The sequence below is a fragment of the Acidovorax sp. Leaf73 genome (assembly GCF_916855635.1).
In the GTDB taxonomy this organism is placed as follows: domain Bacteria; phylum Pseudomonadota; class Gammaproteobacteria; order Burkholderiales; family Burkholderiaceae_C; genus Acidovorax; species Acidovorax facilis.
In genome coordinates this window covers 107,690-127,622 of sequence record NZ_CAKASI010000006.1, presented here as the reverse complement: position 1 = coordinate 127,622, position 19,933 = coordinate 107,690, and the positions used below count along the sequence as shown (strand labels likewise).

Annotated in this window: 17 protein-coding genes; 14 read left to right on the top strand and 3 right to left on the bottom strand. The window is 65.4% G+C overall.

Annotated features, from left to right (window positions below; genetic code table 11):
* Window positions 1-11 precede the first annotated feature (11 nt).
* Window positions 12-1,277, bottom strand: coding sequence for a patatin-like phospholipase family protein (locus LPA35_RS20255; protein ID WP_228898576.1), 1,266 nt, complete (start codon window positions 1,275-1,277; stop codon window positions 12-14).
* 202 nt (window positions 1,278-1,479) lie between these two features.
* On the opposite strand from LPA35_RS20255, the gene pyrF reads away from it, so the two are divergent.
* Window positions 1,480-2,169 carry an orotidine-5'-phosphate decarboxylase gene (gene pyrF / locus LPA35_RS20250; RefSeq protein ID WP_228898575.1) on the top strand — a complete coding sequence of 230 codons (690 nt, stop codon included), beginning with the start codon at window positions 1,480-1,482 and terminating at the stop codon, window positions 2,167-2,169.
* An 88-nt stretch (window positions 2,170-2,257) separates the two neighbouring features.
* On the opposite strand, the gene LPA35_RS20245 is transcribed toward pyrF, so the two are convergent.
* Window positions 2,258-2,827, bottom strand: a complete 570-nt coding sequence (locus tag LPA35_RS20245) for a restriction endonuclease (RefSeq protein WP_228898890.1) — start codon at window positions 2,825-2,827, stop codon at window positions 2,258-2,260.
* Window positions 2,828-2,969: 142 nt separating this feature from the next.
* On the opposite strand from LPA35_RS20245, the gene apbC reads away from it, so the two are divergent.
* Together apbC and LPA35_RS20235 are read left to right on the top strand one after the other, a co-directional pair.
* Window positions 2,970-4,061 carry an iron-sulfur cluster carrier protein ApbC gene (gene apbC, locus LPA35_RS20240; protein ID WP_228898574.1) on the top strand — a complete coding sequence of 364 codons (1,092 nt, stop codon included), beginning with the start codon at window positions 2,970-2,972 and terminating at the stop codon, window positions 4,059-4,061.
* A 25-nt stretch (window positions 4,062-4,086) separates the two neighbouring features.
* A complete protein-coding gene (locus LPA35_RS20235) occupies window positions 4,087-5,049 on the top strand; it encodes a LysR family transcriptional regulator (RefSeq protein ID WP_228898572.1) in 963 nt (320 codons plus the stop codon).
* An 18-nt stretch (window positions 5,050-5,067) separates the two neighbouring features.
* On the opposite strand, the gene LPA35_RS20230 is transcribed toward LPA35_RS20235, so the two are convergent.
* Window positions 5,068-5,484 carry a DUF4345 domain-containing protein gene (locus tag LPA35_RS20230; RefSeq protein WP_207402027.1) on the bottom strand — a complete coding sequence of 139 codons (417 nt, stop codon included), beginning with the start codon at window positions 5,482-5,484 and terminating at the stop codon, window positions 5,068-5,070.
* Between the two features lie 68 nt (window positions 5,485-5,552).
* Here LPA35_RS20230 and LPA35_RS20225 point away from each other — a divergent pair, with 68 nt between their 5' ends.
* The 11 genes from LPA35_RS20225 (at window position 5,553) to LPA35_RS20175 (ending at window position 19,930) form a co-directional block, all read left to right on the top strand.
* Window positions 5,553-6,173, top strand: a complete 621-nt coding sequence (locus tag LPA35_RS20225; protein WP_228898571.1) for a TetR/AcrR family transcriptional regulator — start codon at window positions 5,553-5,555, stop codon at window positions 6,171-6,173.
* Between the two features lie 178 nt (window positions 6,174-6,351).
* Entirely contained in the window at window positions 6,352-8,241 is a 1,890-nt protein-coding gene (locus LPA35_RS20220) for an NAD(P)H-dependent oxidoreductase subunit E (RefSeq protein ID WP_228898570.1), read from the top strand.
* Window positions 8,242-8,803: 562 nt separating this feature from the next.
* The gene (fdhF, locus tag LPA35_RS20215) at window positions 8,804-11,671 is read left to right on the top strand and encodes a formate dehydrogenase subunit alpha (RefSeq protein WP_228898569.1); all 2,868 of its coding nucleotides are present in this window, start codon (window positions 8,804-8,806) and stop codon (window positions 11,669-11,671) included.
* Window positions 11,672-11,737: 66 nt separating this feature from the next.
* Entirely contained in the window at window positions 11,738-12,289 is a 552-nt protein-coding gene (locus LPA35_RS20210; RefSeq protein ID WP_121507325.1) for a DUF3305 domain-containing protein, read from the top strand.
* A complete protein-coding gene (locus LPA35_RS20205) occupies window positions 12,282-13,043 on the top strand; it encodes a DUF3306 domain-containing protein (protein WP_228898565.1) in 762 nt (253 codons plus the stop codon). Before LPA35_RS20210 ends, LPA35_RS20205 begins: the two co-directional genes overlap by 8 nt.
* On the top strand, window positions 13,003-15,084 hold the full coding sequence (locus LPA35_RS20200) for a 4Fe-4S binding protein (protein ID WP_228898888.1): 2,082 nt from the start codon (window positions 13,003-13,005) through the stop codon (window positions 15,082-15,084). Before LPA35_RS20205 ends, LPA35_RS20200 begins: the two co-directional genes overlap by 41 nt.
* Complete coding sequence (locus tag LPA35_RS20195) at window positions 15,081-15,716, top strand: molecular chaperone (RefSeq protein ID WP_228898564.1); 636 nt, start codon at window positions 15,081-15,083, stop codon at window positions 15,714-15,716. Before LPA35_RS20200 ends, LPA35_RS20195 begins: the two co-directional genes overlap by 4 nt.
* A gap of 147 nt (window positions 15,717-15,863) precedes the next feature.
* On the top strand, window positions 15,864-16,073 hold the full coding sequence (locus LPA35_RS20190; RefSeq protein WP_228898563.1) for a formate dehydrogenase: 210 nt from the start codon (window positions 15,864-15,866) through the stop codon (window positions 16,071-16,073).
* A gap of 13 nt (window positions 16,074-16,086) precedes the next feature.
* A complete protein-coding gene (locus tag LPA35_RS20185; protein WP_121421028.1) occupies window positions 16,087-19,047 on the top strand; it encodes a formate dehydrogenase subunit alpha in 2,961 nt (986 codons plus the stop codon).
* A 23-nt stretch (window positions 19,048-19,070) separates the two neighbouring features.
* The gene (gene fdh3B, locus LPA35_RS20180; RefSeq protein WP_108616030.1) at window positions 19,071-19,688 is read left to right on the top strand and encodes a formate dehydrogenase FDH3 subunit beta; all 618 of its coding nucleotides are present in this window, start codon (window positions 19,071-19,073) and stop codon (window positions 19,686-19,688) included.
* On the top strand, window positions 19,688-19,930 hold the full coding sequence (locus LPA35_RS20175) for a hypothetical protein (protein WP_228898886.1): 243 nt from the start codon (window positions 19,688-19,690) through the stop codon (window positions 19,928-19,930). The genes fdh3B and LPA35_RS20175 overlap by 1 nt, the downstream gene beginning before the upstream one ends.
* Window positions 19,931-19,933 lie beyond the last annotated feature (3 nt).

The window sequence follows — 19,933 nt, the reverse complement described above, 5'->3', positions numbered from 1 at the left end:
CCTGGGGCGTTTCAGGCGGTTTCCCCATGGTGCCGGGTCTTCACCTCGGCGCCGGTGTCCGTCCAGCCAAAGAACCTGCACACCTCGGCCCGCATGGCCAGGGTGTCGGCCCGGCCCAGGGCCATCAGCTCCTGGGTGTAGCCGGATTCGAAGAGCAGGTAGCTGGCCAGCGCCGCGCCGCGCACATCGGCCATGTTGGACGTGACGCCCAGGGCGCCCAGCATGGTGCGCACGGGCGTGGGCAGGTCGCCCACATGGCGCGCGGCCACGGCATCCAGGCGCTGCGAGGGGGCAATCACCAGCAGCTCGATGGGGCGCAGTGCGCTGTGCAGGCGCTTTTCTTCGGGAATGAGCGACAGGGTCTGGTTGATGCGCTGCACGCGCTCCACATCCACGGCCAGCGCATCCAGAAAGATGTTGGACAGCGCATGACCCGCAATCTGCGCCAGCGTGGGGTAGGTGGCCGTGGGGTTGGCGGCGGCATCGCCCTTGGGCTCGTGCATGCGGCCAGCGCCGATCACCAGGATGCGCTCGGCCCCCAGGTGAATGGCCGGAGCAATGGGCGCCGACTGGCGCATGGAGCCGTCGCCGAAATATTCGATGTGGTCATCCACCTCGATGCCCTTGGCCGGAAAGATGAACGGAATGGCCGAGGACGCCAGCAGATGCTCGTGCGTGATGCGGTCGCTGGCCGCCTTGCGCTGCGAGCGCACCCAGGGCTTGACGGGTGCGGCGGCTTCAAAAAAGGTGACATGCTCGCCCGAGCTGTAGCTCGACGCTGTGACGGCAAGCGCCGTGAGGTGGCCCTTGCGGATCAGCCGGGGCAGGCGCACCAGCGGCACCATCTTGACCAGCAGTTTTTCGAGCGGGGTGTTGTCCAGCAGCGAGCGCGGTCGCATGCGCCGCCAGCGCGCCAGGGCCCAGCCCAGCGACACCAGCGTGAGCCAGCGCGCACCGCTGCGCATCACGCTGAGCGAGTCGGCGCCATACACCTGGCTGGCGTGGAACTGCCGCCACACGCGCGCAATGCGGCGCACGGCGCGGTCAAAGTTGTCGGCCCCGCAGGCCAGCGCCGCCGCGTTGATGGCCCCGGCCGAGGTGCCGGTGATGATGGGGAAGGGGTTGGGTCCACTCCCCTCGCCACAGGCCTGGCGCAGGTCGGCAATGGCTTCGAGCACGCCCACCTGGTAGGCGGCGCGGGCACCGCCGCCGGTGAGTAGCAGGCCGGTGGCGGGTCGCGCTTCGGCGGGGATATCAGAAGTTACCAAGGGCGGCATGAATGTGTGTGGGTGGTGTCCCAAGTGTCGGTGGGTGGCTGGGAGCCTTTCATGTGGGAAAACCCGCATGGTTGAGGCGACACTTCGCTTTTTGCTGGGGCGTTCAAGCTTGCCAGGGGAAGTCAATTGTTTGCGCCAGAGGTGGGCTCGTGCTGCTCCCCGGCCTGTGGCATGCTCCAACGCACTTTTTTGGGGAGATGGCTTGAATCCGAGCATCATCGTTTCGCTTGATTTCCCTGCTGCTGCGCCTGCAGCAGATCTGGTCGGGCAGCTGGGCTCTGCTGCGTCTGTCTACAAGGTGGGTTTGCAATTGCTCACGGCGGCTGGACCGTCCTTCGTCCGCGATCTGTTGGATGCTGGTAAGCAGGTCTTTTTGGACCTCAAACTGTTTGAAATTCCGAGCTCGGTGGCTGACGCAGTTGCGGCGGCGGGGCAACTTGGGGCTTCTATGGTGACGGTTCATGCGTCGGCAGGATCTTCTGTGCTGGAGGCTGCAGTGGCGTCGGCAGCACACTTCCCTGAGCTCAAAGTGCTGGCACTCACTGTGATCACCAGCATGGACGACGAGGCGCTGCGCGAAGTGGGCGTGGCATCGACAGTGCCAGAACAGGTGCTGCGTCTTGCGCGTCTTGCACACGCAGCAGGCTGCCACGGTGTGGTCGCGTCGCCGCTAGAAGCCAGGCTTCTGCGCAACGCGCTGCCGCAGGGCGCGCTGATCGTCACGCCTGGTATACAGCCGCTGGAGTTTGCAAAAGGCGACCACGCCCGTTTCACCACCGCCAGCGAGGCCATCAAGGCGGGTGCAACGCACGTCGTGGTGGGGCGGCCGATATCGCGCGCTTTGAACCCTGCCGCTTCCTTTGCTGCCCTGTGCGCAGAACTAGAAGGTTGAAACTTTGGCCCGGGACGGGGCGGATCGCCGTTTTTCTGCAGCGTTACAGCTGTGATTATGCGGGCCGGAGGCCCTGGCACATCGCTGTCTACGGTTGGCGCAGCAGCAGCTGTGCCACCGCGTCACCCTGCAGCACCACAATGCCGTGCTCCCGGGCAAACGCGTGGGCGTTGTCGCTGACCTGCCCCAGGGCAGCCACATAGACGCCTGCGGGGGTCTCGCTGGCCAGCATGGCCGCGTGCAGCTCGCGCAGGGGCTCTACGCCGTGGGTGGCGGCTTTCCAGCGTTTGGCGCTGACCAGCGTGGTATTGCCACCCTGGGTCAGTCGCATGTCAGCGCCTGCGTTGTTGCCGTTGATCCGCTCTACGGAGTAGCCCGCCCGTGCCCAGGCCGATGCCAGGGTGTCGGCAAAGCTGCGCCAGGGCATACTGGCCACGGCCTCCAGCATCTCGGCAACCCGGGCGGGGTTGGGGGCGCGCAGCTGCTTCCACGCGGCGATGCAGCCCACCACGAAGATGGGGAAACCGGCCAGCGCACCCACCACGAAATATTCCTTGGGCAGCAGCGCACCTGCCGCCAGAACGATGAGGCCGACCACCACAAAGCTGATCCACCAGGGCGAGCGCAGCAGCATGGCAAACAGGGATTTCTCGGCCATCTTGAATTTCACGGGGGTCCTTTTCGTTCGGTTTCTCAGGGTGCCAGCTGCTGTGGAGCCAGGGGCAAAGCGTGCGCATTGTCCTTCACGCGCCGGGGGAACAGCGCTTGGATAGACTACCGGCCCCACAGGAGTTAATTGAATGGCAGTCACCGAACAGGGCCTTTTGGCCGCACTTTCCAGCGTGCTGGACCCCCATACGGGCAAGGATTTCGTCAGCACCCGCGCCCTGCGCAATGTGCAGATCAGCGGCGACGACGTGGCCTTCGATGTGGAGTTGGGCTACCCCGCCAAGAGCTTGGTGCCCGAACTGCGCCGCAATCTCGTGGCCGCTGCCAAGGGCGTGGGGGGCGTCGAGAACGTGTCGGTCAACATCACCACCAAGGTGATTGCGCATGCCGTGCAGCGCGGCGTGCAGCTCTTGCCCCAGGTCAAGAACATCATCGCCGTGGCCTCGGGCAAGGGCGGCGTGGGCAAAAGCACAACGGCCGCCAACCTGGCCCTGGCCCTGGCCGCCGAGGGCGCCAGCGTGGGCGTGCTCGACGCCGACATCTACGGCCCCAGCCAGCCCATGATGCTGGGCATCAACCGCCGCCCTGAGAGCGACGACGGCAAGACCATGGAGCCGCTGGAGAACTACGGCGTGCAGGTGATGTCCATCGGTTTCCTGGTGGACCAGGACGAGGCCATGATCTGGCGCGGCCCCATGGCCACCCAGGCGCTAGAGCAACTGCTGCGCCAGACCAACTGGAAAGACCTCGACTACCTCATCATCGACATGCCCCCCGGCACCGGCGACATCCAGCTCACCCTGAGCCAGCGCGTGCCCATGACCGGCGCGGTGATCGTGACCACGCCGCAGGACATCGCCCTGCTGGACGCCAAGAAGGGCATCAAGATGTTCGAGAAGGTGGGCGTGCCCATCCTCGGCATCGTCGAGAACATGGCCGCGCACGTGTGCAGCAACTGCGGCCATGTGGAACACATCTTTGGCGCCGATGGCGGCAAGAAGATGGCAGCCGAGTACAACATGGACTACCTGGGCGCGCTGCCGCTCGACATGAGCATCCGCCTGCAGGCCGACAGCGGCAAGCCCACCGTGGTGGCCGACCCGGATGGGGACGTGGCCAAGATCTACAAGAAGGTGGCGCGCGACGTGGCGGTGAAGATCGCGCAGCAGGCCAAGGATTTTTCGAGCAAGTTCCCGACGATTTCGATCAGCAAGAACACCTGATCTTCCCGGGTCGCCCCACCGTGCCATGAACCTGCTCGCGTCCCTGCGCTACCTGGTGGCGCTGCACGAGCACCGGCACTTTGGCCGGGCGGCGCAGGCCTGCCACATCACGCAGCCCGCGCTGTCCAACGCACTGCGCGCGCTGGAAAAGGAGTTTGGCGTGGTCGTGGTGCGCCGGGGCCGCAGCTTCGAAGGCTTCACGCCTGAGGGCGAACGCGTGCTGGCCACGGCGCAGCGCATGCTGCACGAACACCAGGTGCTGCAGCAGGACCTGAGCAGCGACGCCGCCCACCCGCGCGGCACGCTGCGCCTGGGCGCGGTGCCCACGGCCATGCCCATCCTGGCGCGGTTTGCCGCGCAGCTGCAGGCGCGGCACCCGGGCATCGTGCCGGTGGCGCTGTCGATGAGTTCGCAGGCGCTGGAGGCGGGGCTCGAAAATATTGCACTGGACTTGGCCCTGGGCTACACCGAGCGCATGCCTGTACGCGGCGGCACGCTACGGGCTTGGCCGCAGTATGTGGAGCACTACTTTCTGCTGCGCCGTGCGCCCCGGCTGCCCAAAGGCGCAGCGCGCGGGCTGCAGATCGGCCCACCCATGGCCTGGGCCGATGCGGCGGCGCTGCCGCTGTGCCTGCTCACCCCCGAGATGCACAACCGTAGCTTGGTGGATGGTGCCTTCCGCGCTACAGGCGCCACGGTCATGCCCGCCATGGAAACCGATTCGGTACTGACCCTGGCGCTCAGCGTGGTGGCGGGCCAAGTGTGCAGCGTCCTGCCCGGTGCGCTGGTGGACGCCGTGCGCGGCCATGATGGACTGGAGGCCCTGCCGTTGACGAGCCCGGTGCTCACCACCCCCATTGGATTCATGTCGCACCGGCAGGTGCAGCCCACCCGGGCGCTGGATGCGGCACTGGCGCTGTCGCAAGATCGTGAGTGGTTGCAGCACGCCGCAGCGCACAGCGGATTGCTGGCGGCGGAGCCGCTGTAGGCGCAGGTTTTTCCGGCCCTACCCACGCGAAATGGGCCGGGCCGCCCCAGTGCTGGTAGCCACGCGCCGCTGCCACGCGATGAAGGCCGGCGCACCCACCAGCTCCAGCACCGTGAACCCGATAAATGGCGCGGGCGGCAGGCCCAGAAAGGCCATCGACAGCGCCCGGCCCACGCCGCCCAGAAACACCGCGCCCCACAACACCGCAAACAACCGGCCCTCGCGCTCGATGCGCGGCACCAGCGACCCCATTGCCAGGCCCAGCGCCAGCCACACGCCGCCAAAAAACCGCAGGTTGCCATCGAGCAGCGCATCGCTCGGGAGGCCGCTGGTGCGGTAGATCGGGTCGTAGATGCCCATCATCGTCAGCACGCCAGTGGCAACTGGGATCAGCGCCATCACGGCGGTAGTGGCTTGGAGCAGGCGTCGGGTCATGGGCTATCTTTACGGTGTCAGGATGGGGTATTGTTGGGGTGTATCTTGACTGTGTCAAGATTGCCGCCATGAACTCAGCTGAAATTCCGCGCGCCACTTACCACCATGGCGACTTGCGCACCGCACTGGTGTCTGCCGCCGAGGGGTTGCTGGCGTCCGGGGCCACGCTCAGCCTCCGCGCGGTGGCCAAAGCGGCGGGGGTGTCGCATGCGGCCCCATACCACCATTTCGCCAATCTGGATGCGTTGCTGGCTGCCGTGGCCACGCGCGGTTTTCACGACCTGGCGGCCGACATGGAGGCCGCACACCCCGGTGTGGACACCGCCGCCAGACTGGTGGGGCACTGCACCGCCTACGTGGCCTTTGCGCTCGCGCGTCCCGCCGCGTTCCGGCTGATGTTCAGCCCGCTGCTGCAACACAAGGCCGACCACCCGGCGTTGCAAGCGGCGGCGGACGGGGCTTTTGAGGTGCTGCGCAAAGCCGCCCATGCCCACGTGGCCGAAGGGGCGGACGAGCTGGCACTGGCGGGGTGGAGCCTGGCCCACGGGCTGGCAAGCCTGGCGATCGATGGCGCCCTGTCCACCGCGCCCGTGCCCATGCCTTCGGCGCAAGACCTGGCGGCGCTGCTGGCGAGCCGGTTGCTGGAGAACCTGCCAATGGGCAGAGCAGGCAGTGCAGGTGGCGGATGAGTTGGCCCCACGCTGTACAGCGCAATGCCAAGGTGCGCAGCTCATTTGTTTTTGTGATCGACCCATGTGCATCCGCAATTTGACGCACCGGGGTGCCTCGCCGACACTGCGACCGCCCAGCCGCCTTATGCAGGCGGCTTCATAAGCACCACAACAAGACATCCCACGATTTCGCTCCATGCACCTCGCCCCCGAAGCCCCCACCGCAACCGTCGTGGCCGCCGTGTCGGTCAACGACATGCGCGAGCGCATCCGCCGCAAAAGCCGCCTCAAGGGCCGCCAGCCCGAAGACGCGGCCATGGCCGAGGTGGCGCAACTGCTGGGCCCCCGCCCGGCCAGCGGTTTCCGGCGCGACCTGCTCATCGAATACCTGCACCGCCTGAACGACCACTTTGGTGTGCTGCACGACCGGCACCTGGTGGCTCTCGCCAAGCAGATGAACCTGCCGATGGCCGAGGTGTACGAGGTGGCGAGCTTCTACCACCACTTCGACATCGTGCGCGGCGAGGATGCCCATGCCCCGCGCCTGGTGCTGCGGGTGTGCGACAGCCTGAGCTGCAGCCTGGCCGGTGCCCGCGAGCTGTTGGCCACGCTGCCCGAGCGGCTGCGCGCGGCCGGGCAGGGCGATGTGCAGGTGCAGGCCGTGCCCTGCGTGGGCCGCTGCGAACAAGCGCCGGTGGCGGTGGTGCACCAGTGCCCCGTGCCGCGCGCCACAGTGGATTCAGTGCTGGAGGTAGTGAAATCCAAGACAAATCGGGCTCTAGCGCTTCATCCACAAGCGCTAGTAGCTATCAATTTTGATATTTCTGAGCTGTCCGAGAAGAGCGTGCCAACGCAGCCGGACGGGATCAGCCCCGCGCACACCGACCTCGTCACCTACCGTGCCCACGGCGGCTACCAGACCGCCGCCGGGCTGGTCAACGGAGAGATGGACGCCGAGGCCGTGCTCGCTGCCATGGAGGACTCGGGTTTGCGCGGCCTGGGCGGCGCGGGCTTCCCGGCGGGGCGCAAGTGGCGCATCGTGCGGGACCAGCCCGCGCCACGCCTGATGGCCGTCAACATCGACGAAGGCGAGCCCGGCACCTTCAAGGACCGCACTTATCTGGAACGCGACCCGCACCGCTTTCTGGAAGGCGTGCTCATCGCCGCCCAGGTGGTGGGTACCGAGGCCATCTATATCTACCTGCGCGACGAATACCACGGCTGCCGTGCGCTGCTGCAGCGCGCCCTGGACGACCTGCGCGCCGATCCGCCATGCCCGCTGCCCCACATCGAACTGCGGCGCGGCGCGGGTGCCTACATCTGCGGCGAAGAGTCGGCCATGATCGAGAGCATCGAAGGCAAGCGTGGAGAACCCCGCATGCGCCCGCCCTACATCGCGCAGGTGGGGCTGTTCGGCAGGCCCACGCTGGAGCACAACTTCGAGACGCTGTACTGGGTGCGCGACATTGTGGAACGTAGCCCGCAGTGGTTTGCCAGCTTTGGCCGCCACGGGCGCAAGGGGCTGCGCAGTTTCAGCGTGAGCGGGCGCGTGAAGCACCCGGGCGTCAAGCTCGCGCCTGCGGGCATCACGGTGCAGGAACTCATCGACGAATACTGCGGCGGCATGCTGGACGGCCACCAGCTTTATGCCTACCTGCCCGGCGGCGCGTCGGGCGGTATCCTGCCCACCAGCCTGAGCCACATACCGCTCGACTTCGACACGCTGCAGCCCTACGGCTGCTTCATCGGCTCGGCCGCCGTCATCGTGCTCAGCCAGCACGACCGGGCGCGCGATGCGGCGCTCAACGTGATGCGCTTCTTTGAACACGAAAGCTGCGGCCAGTGCACGCCCTGCCGCGTGGGCACGGCCAAGGCGGCCACGCTGATGCAAGCGCCGAAGTGGGATGAAGAACTGCTCGACGATCTGGCACAGGTAATGGCCGACGCCTCCATCTGCGGCCTGGGCCAGGCGGCGCCCAACCCCATCCGCTGCATCCACAAATACTTTGCGCACGAAGTGGGCGAGGGGCCCTGGCCGGGCGACCTGCCCAAGCCGCGCACGGGTGTGGTCACGGAGAGGCTATGAGCGCAAAGATGGGGAGTAGCGGGTTGTTGTTTCCCTCTGACAGGAGGTCAACAGAGCGTTCAAGCTTGCCTGGGCTTTTTTGCCGCGCAATCGCTTTGTGGATTGCGGGCTGTTCCTGTGGATGGGGGCTCGCGCTGGCCTCGGAGGACCCCGGGAGTTCGCATTGCCAGAGGGTCATTGCGGACGCTTCTGTAGTCGGTGATCTTTTTTTCGAAAGCGATGGCACGACGCTGAGTCCCAACGCCCCGCGGGAATTGCTGCAATTGACCGTGAAACTACAGCGTTTCCCTCCGGCGCAGAGGCTGATTGTGTTCACGGGGTATCAGAGTGCGGCAGAGCGTGAGGGAATCGCACTTTACAGGGCAGAGGTCGCCCGGCGGTTCTTTCTTTCGCGAGGTTTGGCCGTTTCTGCGACTGTGATCGACGGGCGGACCACGACGGCAGTGGCCCATTCCTTCGGAGCGCGGCCTTCCGGTCAGCGTGTTGAATACGAGGCACGGGCGTGGCAGGAGTTTTGTGCCCCTCCCGAATGGAACAAGCAAGAGCCGCGATAGGACAAGCTATGACCATGACTTCCTTCGAACTCGACGGCCAGCCCATCACCGCCCGCCCTGGCGAAACCATTTTGAAAGCCGCGCAGCGCCACGGTGTGGAAATTCCGCACCTGTGCTACAGCGACGGCCTGCGTCCCGACGGCAACTGCCGCGCCTGCGTGGTTGAGATCGCGGGCGAACGCACGCTGGCCCCCAGCTGCTGCCGCGCACCGACTGAAGGCATGAAGGTGCAGGCGGCCAGCCCCCGCGCCTGCAAGAGCCAGCAGATGGTGCTGGAGATGCTGCTGTCCGACATGCCGGACGTGGGATACCGGTGGAACGATCAAAAGGCAAATACTCCTGAATTGATAGCTGGTGGCGCTTATCCATCAAGCGCTAGTGGCCAATTTGACTCAGAAAATTCAGAAACGATAGGCCAGCATGGCGAGTTGAGCGCCTGGGCGGACCGCCTGGGCGTGGCCGTGCGCCCCGCGCTCCAGGCCCTGCGCCGCGAGCAGCCCGCGCCCGACCTGAGCCACCCTGCCATGGCCGTGAATCTGGATGCCTGCATCCAGTGCAACCGCTGCGTGCGCGCCTGCCGCGAAGAGCAGGTCAACGATGTGATCGGCTACGCGCTGCGCGGTGCCGACAGCAAGATCGTCTTCGACCTCGACGACCCCATGGCCGAGAGCACCTGCGTGGCCTGCGGCGAATGTGTGCAGGCCTGCCCCACGGGCGCGCTCAGCCCCAAGACCCACGTCGGCTCGCAAAAGGTGGACCGCAAGGTCGATTCGGTCTGCCCCTTCTGCGGCGTGGGCTGCCTCATCACCTACAACGTGCGCGATGAAAAGATCATCAGCGTCGAGGGCCGCGACGGCCCGGCCAACCACGGCCGCCTGTGCGTGAAAGGGCGCTTCGGTTTCGACTACGCCCACCACCCCGACCGCCTCACGGTGCCGCTGATCCGCAAGCCCGGCGTACCCAAGGAGGTGCGGCCCTACGGCGCTGACTGGCGCGACACCTTCCGCGAAGCGACCTGGGACGAGGCGCTGGGCCTGGCTGCCGGCGCGCTCAAAGCCCTGCGCGACACCCACGGCCCCAAGGCGCTGGCGGGCTTTGGCTCCGCCAAGGGCAGCAATGAAGAAGCGTATTTGTTCCAGAAGCTGGTGCGCACCGGCTTTGGCAGCAACAACGTGGACCATTGCACCCGGCTGTGCCACGCGTCCAGTGTGGCAGCGCTGCTCGAAGGTGTGGGCTCGGGTGCGGTGAGCAACCCGGTGAATGACGTGGAGCATGCCGAGCTGATCTTTGTGATCGGCTCCAACCCCACGGCCAACCACCCCGTGGCCGCCACGTGGATGAAAAACGCCGCACAGCGCGGCGCCAGGATCGTGCTGGCCGACCCGCGCGTCACCGACATCGGCCGCCACGCCTGGCGCACCCTGCAGTTCAAGGCCGACACCGACGTGGCCATGCTCAACGCGCTGATCCACACGGTGATTGATGAGGGCTTGGTGGATGAAGCTTTTATCCGCAACCGCGCCAACAACTTCGAGGCCCTCAAGGCCAACGTGATGGGCTGCAGCCCCGAGGCCATGGCTCCGGTGTGCGGCATCCCGGCCGAGACGCTGCGCGAGGTGGCGCGGGCATTTGCCACCGCCAAGTCCTCCATGATCCTCTGGGGCATGGGCGTGAGCCAGCACGTGCACGGCACCGACAACGCGCGCTGCCTCATCGCGCTGTGCGCCGTTACGGGCCAGATCGGCAAGCCCGGCTCGGGCCTGCACCCGCTGCGCGGCCAGAACAATGTGCAGGGCGCAAGTGACGCGGGGCTGATCCCGATGATGTTCCCCAACTACCAGCGCGTGGACAACGCCGGGGCGCATGCCTGGTTCGAAGACTTCTGGGGCACCAAGCTCGACGAAGCGCCGGGCTACACCGTGGTCGAAATCATGCACAAGGCACTGGCCGACGACAGCGACCCGCACAAGGTGCGCGGCATGTACATCATGGGCGAGAACCCCGCCATGAGCGACCCCGACCTGAACCATGCGCGCCACGCGCTGGCCAGCCTTCAGCAGCTGGTGGTGCAGGACATTTTCCTGACCGAGACTGCCTGGTTGGCCGATGTGGTGCTGCCCGCCAGCGCCTGGCCCGAGAAGACCGGCACGGCCAGCAACACCGACCGCATGGTGCAGATGGGGCGCCGAGCGCTGAACCCGCCGGGTGATGCGCAGCCTGATCTGTGGATCATTCAGCAGATCGCCCAGAGGATGGGCCTTGGCTGGAACTACGAAGGCGAAGAGTCGGGCGTAGCTGCCGTGTACGACGAAATGCGGCAGGCCATGCACGCGAGCATCGAGGGCATCACCTGGAACCGGCTGGAGCGCGAGTCCAGCGTGACCTACCCGTGCCTCACAGAGGGCGACCCCGGCCAGCCCATCGTCTTCACCGAGAAATTCCCCACGCCCACGGGCCGCCTGCAGCTGGTGCCCGCCAGCGTGATCCCGGCGGCCGAAAAGCCCGATGCCGACTACCCCCTGGTGCTCATCACGGGCCGCCAGCTGGAGCACTGGCACACGGGCAGCATGACGCGGCGCAGCACTGTGCTCGACGCCATCGAGCCTATGGCCACCGCATCGCTGCATGGCGACGAACTTGACCGGCTGGGCGTGGCGCCCGGTGCGCTGGTGGGCATCCGCTCGCGGCGCGGCATGGTGCAGGTGCGCGTGCGGCGCGACGACGGCACGCCGCGCGGCACGGTGTTCATGCCTTTTGCGTACGTGGAGGCGGCAGCCAACCTGCTCACCAACGCGGCGCTGGACCCGTTTGGAAAGATCCCGGAGTTCAAGTACTGCGCGGTGGCGGTGGAGGTGCTGGAGGGGGCTGCAAGCTGACCGTGCGCAGAGGGGCTTTACGGACAAAGCTGCTGGTGGTCTTGCGCCGGGGTAAAGTCTGCGCCCATGACTGAGCGCCCCTACACCGACGTTGCCGTGATCATGCGGTGCGAGCACATCGACAACCGCTGGCAGCCCTGGCGGTGGTCGCTGGCCGAGGTGGTGATCAACGAGCCCGCCTTTGGCACCGAGCCGCGCCAGATCCTCCGGGACGAGCGCGAGCAGCGCTGGCTGTTCCCGGGGTTTCGGGCAGAGCTGTTTCGCGACGACGCCGAGGGCTATCACCTCAACCTCACTTCGCCCGCCCCGTGCTGGTTTGTGATGTGGCGCCGCGATGACGACCCCGGCACTGGCGAGATCCCGCTGGCCCGCCCCGTGGCTGTGAGCCTGAGCTACCACGACGCAGGCCGCTGGCTGGACGCGCAGGAAACCGTGGAACAGGTGCCCGCAGCGCCCGAGGTGGTGGAAGCGCTGCGCGCCTTTGTGGCCGAGCACTACCAGCCCGAACCCAAACGCCGCAAGCGGCCGGACAGTTTCCGCACGCTGCAAGACCGGTTTGGAAACCCAGCATCCGTGTCCACTGAAAAAACGCGTGGTGGAGGTGGCGGTCATGGCTGACGGGTTCCTGGGCCGCTGGTCGCGCCGCAAGCAGGAGGTGCGCGAAGGCAAGCCGGTGGAGGAACCACCACCACCCGCGCCGTCGTTGCCTCCGGCCGCGTCTTCGTCGTCACCGCCTAACCTGTCCTCCGTGGCAGCCGGCGCCACCCTCACCGCCGCAGAAGGCGCTGCCCCTGCTGCAGAAGCCCCCCCGCCACCCACGCTGGCCGATGCCCAGGCGCTTACGCCCGCGTCCGATTTCAAGGCCTTTGTGGCCCGCGATGTATCGCCCGAGGTGCGCAACCTGGCCATGAAGAAGCTCTTTGCCGACCCGCACTTCAATGTGATGGATGGCCTCGATATCTACATCGGCGACTACACCCAGCCCGACCCGCTGCCCGAAGGCATGCTGCGCAAAATGGCCAGCGCCCATGCGATGGGCTTTTTTGATCATGAAAAGAAGGCTGATGCAGCGCCTGATGTTCCAGTCAATGGCGCCGCCGTAGAAGCCAGTGCAGACGCAGAGGCAATAGCCCCTGCCCTTGCTCAGCCTCGGGATGATGCGGAGGGGCACGCCCCCGCAGACGTGGCACAGTCCGGGGTATGCAACGCTATTCCTAGCGCCCCCTCCAGCGAGCTTGAGATGGCCGCCCGCCCCCATAAGGATGCGGTGGCCCTGCCAGCCAGCCACACAGAACATGACCACGACGCTCATCTGCGACTGCAACCAGACGATGCCCCTCAACGCGAAGGCGTTGGGCGCGGCGCTGCATGAAGACCTGACACTCCACTCCACCCTGTGCCGCCGCGAGGCGGGGGCCTTTCAAAAGGCCATCCAGTCGGGTGACGATGTGGTGGTGGCTTGCACCCAGGAGCAGCGCTTGTTTGGCGATCTGGGCCAGCAGACCGAAGGCGCGGTGTCGCCCATCCGGTTTGTGAACATCCGCGAAACCGGTGGCTGGAGCCGCGATGCCGCCAAGGCCAGCCCCAAGATCGCCGCGCTGCTGGCCGCCGCCCGCCTGCCTGATCCACCGCCCGTGCCCACGGTCACTTACAAGAGCACGGGCCGCTTGCTCATCATTGGCCCGCTCGACCAGGCCGAACAGGCTGCCGCTCTGGTGTCGGATGTGCTGGATGTGACCCTGTTCACCCAAGGCCCCGGCAATGCGGGTGGCGCGCAGGCGCGGCGTTTTCCCGTGCTGGGTGGGCGCATTACGGGCCTTACTGGCTGGCTGGGTGCGTTTGAGCTGCAGTGGAAGGCCGACAACCCCATTGACCTGGACCTGTGTACACGCTGCAACGCCTGTGTGGCGGCCTGCCCCGAGAACGCCATCGGCCTCGATTACCAGATCGACATGGCGGCCTGCAGCTCGCACCGCGACTGTGTGAAGGTGTGCCAGGTGGCGGGTGCCATCGACTTCACCCGTGACGCCACGGCGCAGACCGAGCGCTTTGACCTGGTGCTCGACCTGCGTTCGCCCACCGCCACGCCCACCTTCTTGCAGCACGCGCTGCCGCAGGGTTACCTGCGCTGGGACGGGCGTAGTGATGGGGTCAATATGGCCACGCTGCTGAAGCTGCGCGAGCTGGTGGGCGAGTTCGAAAAGCCCAAGTTTTTTGTCTACAAACAAAAGCTTTGCGCCCACAGCCGCAACGAAACCGTGGGCTGCAATGCCTGCGTGGACATCTGCTCGGCCGAAGCCATTGCCAGCGACAAAAGCCGTCAGCAAATCAAGGTGAACCCCAACCTGTGTGTCGGCTGCGGCGCTTGCACCACCGTGTGCCCCACGGGCGCGCTGACCTATGCCTACCCCAGTGCGACCGAGCAGGGCACCAAGCTCAAAACCCTTTTGTCCACCTACGCCGCTGCAGGTGGCAAGGATGCTGTGCTGCTGCTGCACAGCCAGGAGCGCGGACAGGCGCTGGTGGAAGAGCTGGGTCGTGCCGCCCAGTTGAAACTGGCGCAGGGCGTGCCTGCCAATGTGATCCCGGTGGCGCTGTGGCACACCGCCAGCACCGGGGTGGACCTGTGGCTCAGCGCAATCGCTTACGGCGCCTCGCAGGTAGTGTTGCTGACGACACAGGAGGAAGCACCGCAGTACCTCGACGGCCTGCAGGCGCAGATGGATGTGGCGCAAGCCATCTTGCGGGGCCTGGGCTACACGGGCACCCATGTGCAGCTGCTGCGCGCCACCCATCCCACCGAGCTGGACGCCGCCTTGCAGGCCCTGGGCCAGACGCGCCAGAAGACCCCGGCCGTGGCCGCTCGCTTTGCCGTGGCGCAGGAAAAGCGCAGCACGCTGGAGATGGCGCTGGACCATCTCATCGAGCAGGCCCCGATGGCCGTGGCCGAGCGGCCCGCAGCCATCGCTTTGCCCGCAGTGGGTTCGCCCCTGGGCACGATTGAAGTCAACAAGGACCGCTGCACCCTGTGCCTGAGCTGCGTGAGCGCCTGCCCCGCCAGTGCGCTGCAGGACAACCCGCAGCTGCCGCAGTTGCGCTTTATCGAAAAGAATTGCGTGCAGTGTGGCCTGTGTGCCACCACCTGCCCGGAAGACGCCATCACCCTGCAGCCGCGCCTGCTGCTGGCGCCGGAGCGTGCGCAACTGCGCGTGCTCAACGAGGCCAAACCCTGGGCCTGTGTGCGCTGCAGCAAGCCCTTTGGCACCGTCAAGGCCATCGAGGCCATGCTGGGCAAACTGTCGGGCCACGCGATGTTCCAGGGCGACGCGCTGGAGCGCCTGAAGATGTGCAGCGACTGCCGCGTGATCGACCTGTATTCCTCTCAAAGCGAAACGAAAGTGACGGACCTGTGAGCGCCCAACCTGCTTCTTTGACCCCCCCTGGCGGCAGCTCTGCGCTGGATGAGGAAACGGCACGCGCCGAACTCTATGGTCTGCTGTCGCAGCTGTACTACGCCGCGCCCAGCGCCGAGTTGTCGTCTGCCTTGCGGGTAGCCGTGACCGAGGCACCCGCCGACGGCGCCTTTTTGCAAGAGCCTTGGCAGGTGCTGGTGGGCGCGGCCCGCGAACTGAGCGATGCCGCCATCGCGCAGGAGTTCGACCGTCTCTTTGGCGGTGTGGGCAAGCCCGAGGTGTTTTTGTATGGCTCGCATTACCTGAGCGGTTTTCTGAACGAAAAGCCACTGGCCCGTTTGCGCACCGACCTGGATCGGCTGGGACTGGCACGCGACGATTCCATGTCCGAAACCGAAGACCACATCGCGTACCTTTGCGAGGTGATGCGCTACCTGATCGCGGGGGATGACGTAGCTGTCTGCAACCTGACGGCACAGCGCGACTTTTTCGCAACGCATGTGCAGCCCTGGGTTTTGCAGTTGTGTGATGCCCTGGCTGCCCAACCGCAGGCGCGCTTTTATGCAGCACTGGCCCAGTTCACACGGGCCTTCGTGTCGGTGGAGGCCCAGGGCTTCGACATGCTCGACTAACCTCTGGGAGGCTCGAAAAGCCTGCTCAGGTTGCTACAAAAGATGAGTGTCTTAGTGGGAGGTGTAAAGCTCGATTGCAGGCTTTTACACACTGACATAGACTGTATGAATTCCGTTTCATAGCTGCCAGCCATTCTGGAGACAAGCATGCAGAACCGCCAGCCCAATTCCTCACGCCGGAGCTTCTTCTCCGGCACCGCCACCGTAGGGGCTGCAGCCGCAGCCGTCGTGGCACTCCCCCATGTAGTTCCCTCAGATGCCGTCGTGTCTGAACCCGCTCGGGTGGCGCCAGAAAAAGGCGGTGGCTATCACCTGTCTGCGCACGTGAAGCAGTACTACAAGACCACCCAACTCTGAAGCGGGGCGTGCCATGTTGCTAACCAAGAAGTCCTCCCACGCTGCGCAGGTCGCATCGTCTCCTTTTGTGCACAGCTTGCGCCGTGGCCTGTCGCAGGCGCTGCCCACGATGGACCGCCGCTCGTTCCTGCGCCGCTCCGGCCTGGGAGTGGGCGTGGGTATTGCGGCGTCGCAGCTCACGCTGGTCAAAAAATCCAATGCTGCCGAGGGTGCCAAGGTGGGCATCGGCGACAGCAAGATCGAAGTACGCCGCACCATCTGCACCCACTGCTCGGTGGGTTGTGCGGTGGATGCGGTCGTCGAGAACGGCGTGTGGGTGCGGCAAGAGCCTGTGTTCGATTCGCCCATCAACCTGGGCGCCCACTGCGCCAAGGGTGCGGCACTGCGTGAACACGGCCACGGGGAGTACCGCCTGCGCTACCCCATGAAGCTCGTCAACGGCAAATACGAGCGCATCAGCTGGGACACGGCCCTGAACGAAATCACGGCCAAGATGAAAGAGCTGCGTGCCGCCAGCGGCCCGGATAGCGTGTACTTCGTCGGCTCGTCCAAGCACAACAACGAGCAGGCCTATCTGCTGCGCAAGTTTGTGAGCTTCTGGGGCACCAACAACTGCGACCACCAGGCGCGCATCTGCCACTCGACCACCGTGGCGGGCGTGGCCAACACATGGGGCTATGGCGCCATGACCAACTCGTACAACGACATGCAAAACAGCAAGGTCGCTCTGTACATCGGCTCCAACGCGGCCGAGGCCCACCCGGTGAGCATGCTGCACATGCTGCACGCCAAGGAAACCGGCTGCAAGATGATCGTGGTGGACCCACGCTTCACCCGCACCGCAGCCAAGGCCGACGAGTACGTGCGCATCCGCTCGGGCACCGACATCCCGTTCCTCTTCGGCCTGCTGTACCACATCTTCAAGAACGGCTGGGAAGACAAGAAGTACATCAACGACCGTGTCTATGGCATGGAGAAGGTGCGCGAGGATGTGCTGGCCAAGTGGACTCCCGACAAGGTGGAAGAGGCCTGCGGCGTCAAGGAAGACCAGATGTTCAAGGTCGCCAAGATGCTGCACGACAACAACCCTGGCACCATCGTGTGGTGCATGGGCCAGACCCAGCACACCATCGGCAACGCCATGGTGCGTGCCTCGTGCATTTTGCAACTGGCACTGGGCAATGTGGGCAAAACAGGCGGCGGCACCAACATCTTCCGGGGCCACGACAACGTGCAAGGTGCCACCGATGTCGGTCCCAACCCCGATTCGCTGCCCGGCTACTACGGCCTGGCCGAAGGCTCGTGGAAGCACTTCGCCGCAGTCTGGGGTGTGGACTTCGAGTGGATCAAAAAGCAGTACGCATCGCCCGCGATGATGACCAAGAGCGGCATCACGGTGTCGCGCTGGATCGATGGTGTGCTGGAGAAGAATGAGCTGATCGACCAGGACTCCAACCTGCGCGGCGTATTCTTCTGGGGCCACGCGCCCAATTCGCAGACCCGTGGCCTGGAAATGAAGCGGGCCATGGACAAGCTGGATCTGCTCGTGGTGGTGGACCCGTACCCCTCGGCCACCGCCGCCATGGCCGCCATGCCCGGCAAGGCCGAAGACCTGAACCCCAACCGTGCGGTGTACCTGTTGCCAGCCGCCACGCAGTTTGAAACCAGCGGCTCGTGCACGGCCTCCAACCGCTCCATCCAGTGGCGCGAGAAGGTGATCGAGCCGCTGTGGGAGAGCCGTTCGGACCACATGATCATGCACCAGTTCGCTGAGAAGCTGGGCTTTGCCGCCGAGCTGTCCAAGAACTACAAGATGCAAAAGGTCAAGGGCATGGACGAGCCCGTGATCGAAGACATCCTGCGCGAAATCAACAAGTCGGTCTGGACCATTGGCTACACGGGCCAGAGCCCCGAGCGCCTGAAGGCCCACATGCGGAACATGCATCTGTTCGATGTGAAAACCTTGAAATCGAAGGGTGGCAAGGACAAGGAAACCGGCTACGACTTTGGGGGTGACTACTTTGGCTTGCCATGGCCCTGCTACGGCACGCCGGAGCTCAAGCACCCTGGCTCGCCCAACCTGTACGACACCTCCAAACACGTGATGGAAGGCGGCGGCAACTTCCGCGCCAACTTCGGCGTCGAGAAGGATGGCGTCAATCTGCTGGCCGAGGACGGCTCGCATTCGGTGGGCAGCGAGATCACCACGGGCTACCCCGAGTTCGACCATGTGCTGCTGAAAAAGCTGGGCTGGTGGGACGACCTGAGTGACGCCGAGAAGGCCAAGGCCGAAGGCAAGAACTGGAAGACCGACCCTACTGGCGCGATCATTCGCGTGGCCATGAAGCATGGCTGCCATCCGTTTGGCAACGCCAAGGCCCGCGCTGTGGTGTGGAACTTCCCCGATGCCATTCCGCAGCACCGCGAACCGCTGTATGGCACCCGGCCCGACCTCATGGCCAAGTACCCCACCCACGACGACAAGAAGGCCTTTTGGCGCCTGCCCACGCTGTACAAGAGCGTGCAGGAGAAAAACGTGGCGGACAAGGTGCACGAGAAGTTCCCGCTCATCCTCAGCTCTGGCCGTCTGGTCGAGTACGAAGGCGGTGGCGAGGAAACCCGCTCCAACCCCTGGCTGGCCGAGCTGCAGCAGGAGTCGTTTGTCGAGATCAACCCCAAGACTGCCGCAGACCGGGGCATCCGCAACGGCGAGCGTGTGTGGCTCAGCTCTCCCACTGGCGCACGGATCAACGTGCAGGCCCTGGTCACCGAGCGCGTTGCGCCCGATACGGTGTGGATGCCGTTCCACTTCTCGGGCCGCTGGCAGGGCGCGGACATGCTGGCTTATTACCCCAAGGGCGCGGCGCCTGTGGTGCGCGGTGAAGCCGTGAACACCGCAACGACGTATGGCTACGACAGCGTGACCATGATGCAAGAAACCAAGACCACGATCTGCAACGTGGAACGCGCCTGATCGCGCCACGCAAGGAGACACACATGGCACGAATGAAATTCATCTGTGACGCAGAGCGCTGCATCGAATGCAACGGCTGCGTGACCGCCTGCAAAAACGAACACGAGGTGCCCTGGGGCGTGAACCGCCGCCGCGTGGTCACGCTCAATGACGGTGTACCGGGCGAAAAATCCATCTCGGTCGCGTGCATGCACTGCAGCGATGCACCCTGCATGGCTGTTTGCCCCGTCAATTGCTTCTACCGCACCGAAGAAGGTGTGGTGCTGCACGACAAGGATGTGTGCATTGGTTGCGGCTATTGCAGCTACGCCTGCCCCTTTGGCGCGCCGCAGTTCCCTTCGTCCGGCACCTTCGGCGTGCGTGGCAAGATGGACAAGTGCACCTTCTGCGCCGGCGGCCCCGAGGCCCACGGCAGCCAGGCCGAGTTTGAAAAATACGGCCGCAACCGCCTTGCCGAGGGCAAACTGCCCGCGTGCGCAGAAATGTGCTCCACCAAGGCCCTGTTGGCGGGTGATGGTGATGTGGTGGCAGATATCTTCCGCAACCGTGTGGTGCAGCGTGGCAAGGGCGCCGAAGTGTGGGGCTGGGGCACGGCCTATGGATCACAACAGGCAGGCCAGCCTGCAGGAGGCAAGTCATGATGATGAAGCGTCTTGTTCCTTCGGCCCTGGCCGCCGCTGTGGCGCTGGTGGCGCTGACCGCCTGTGGCGAGAAGCCGCAGACCGGCGCGGGCATCCGTAGCGATGCAGCTCCCTATGCAGGTACGGGCAGCAATTTCATGCAGCCCGGCTGGAAGGCCGGAGACAAAGCCGGTTGGGAAGCGCAGTTGAAGGCGCGTCAGCTGTACGGCCAGAACGAATACACCCGCACCCAGTCCAAGTGAGGC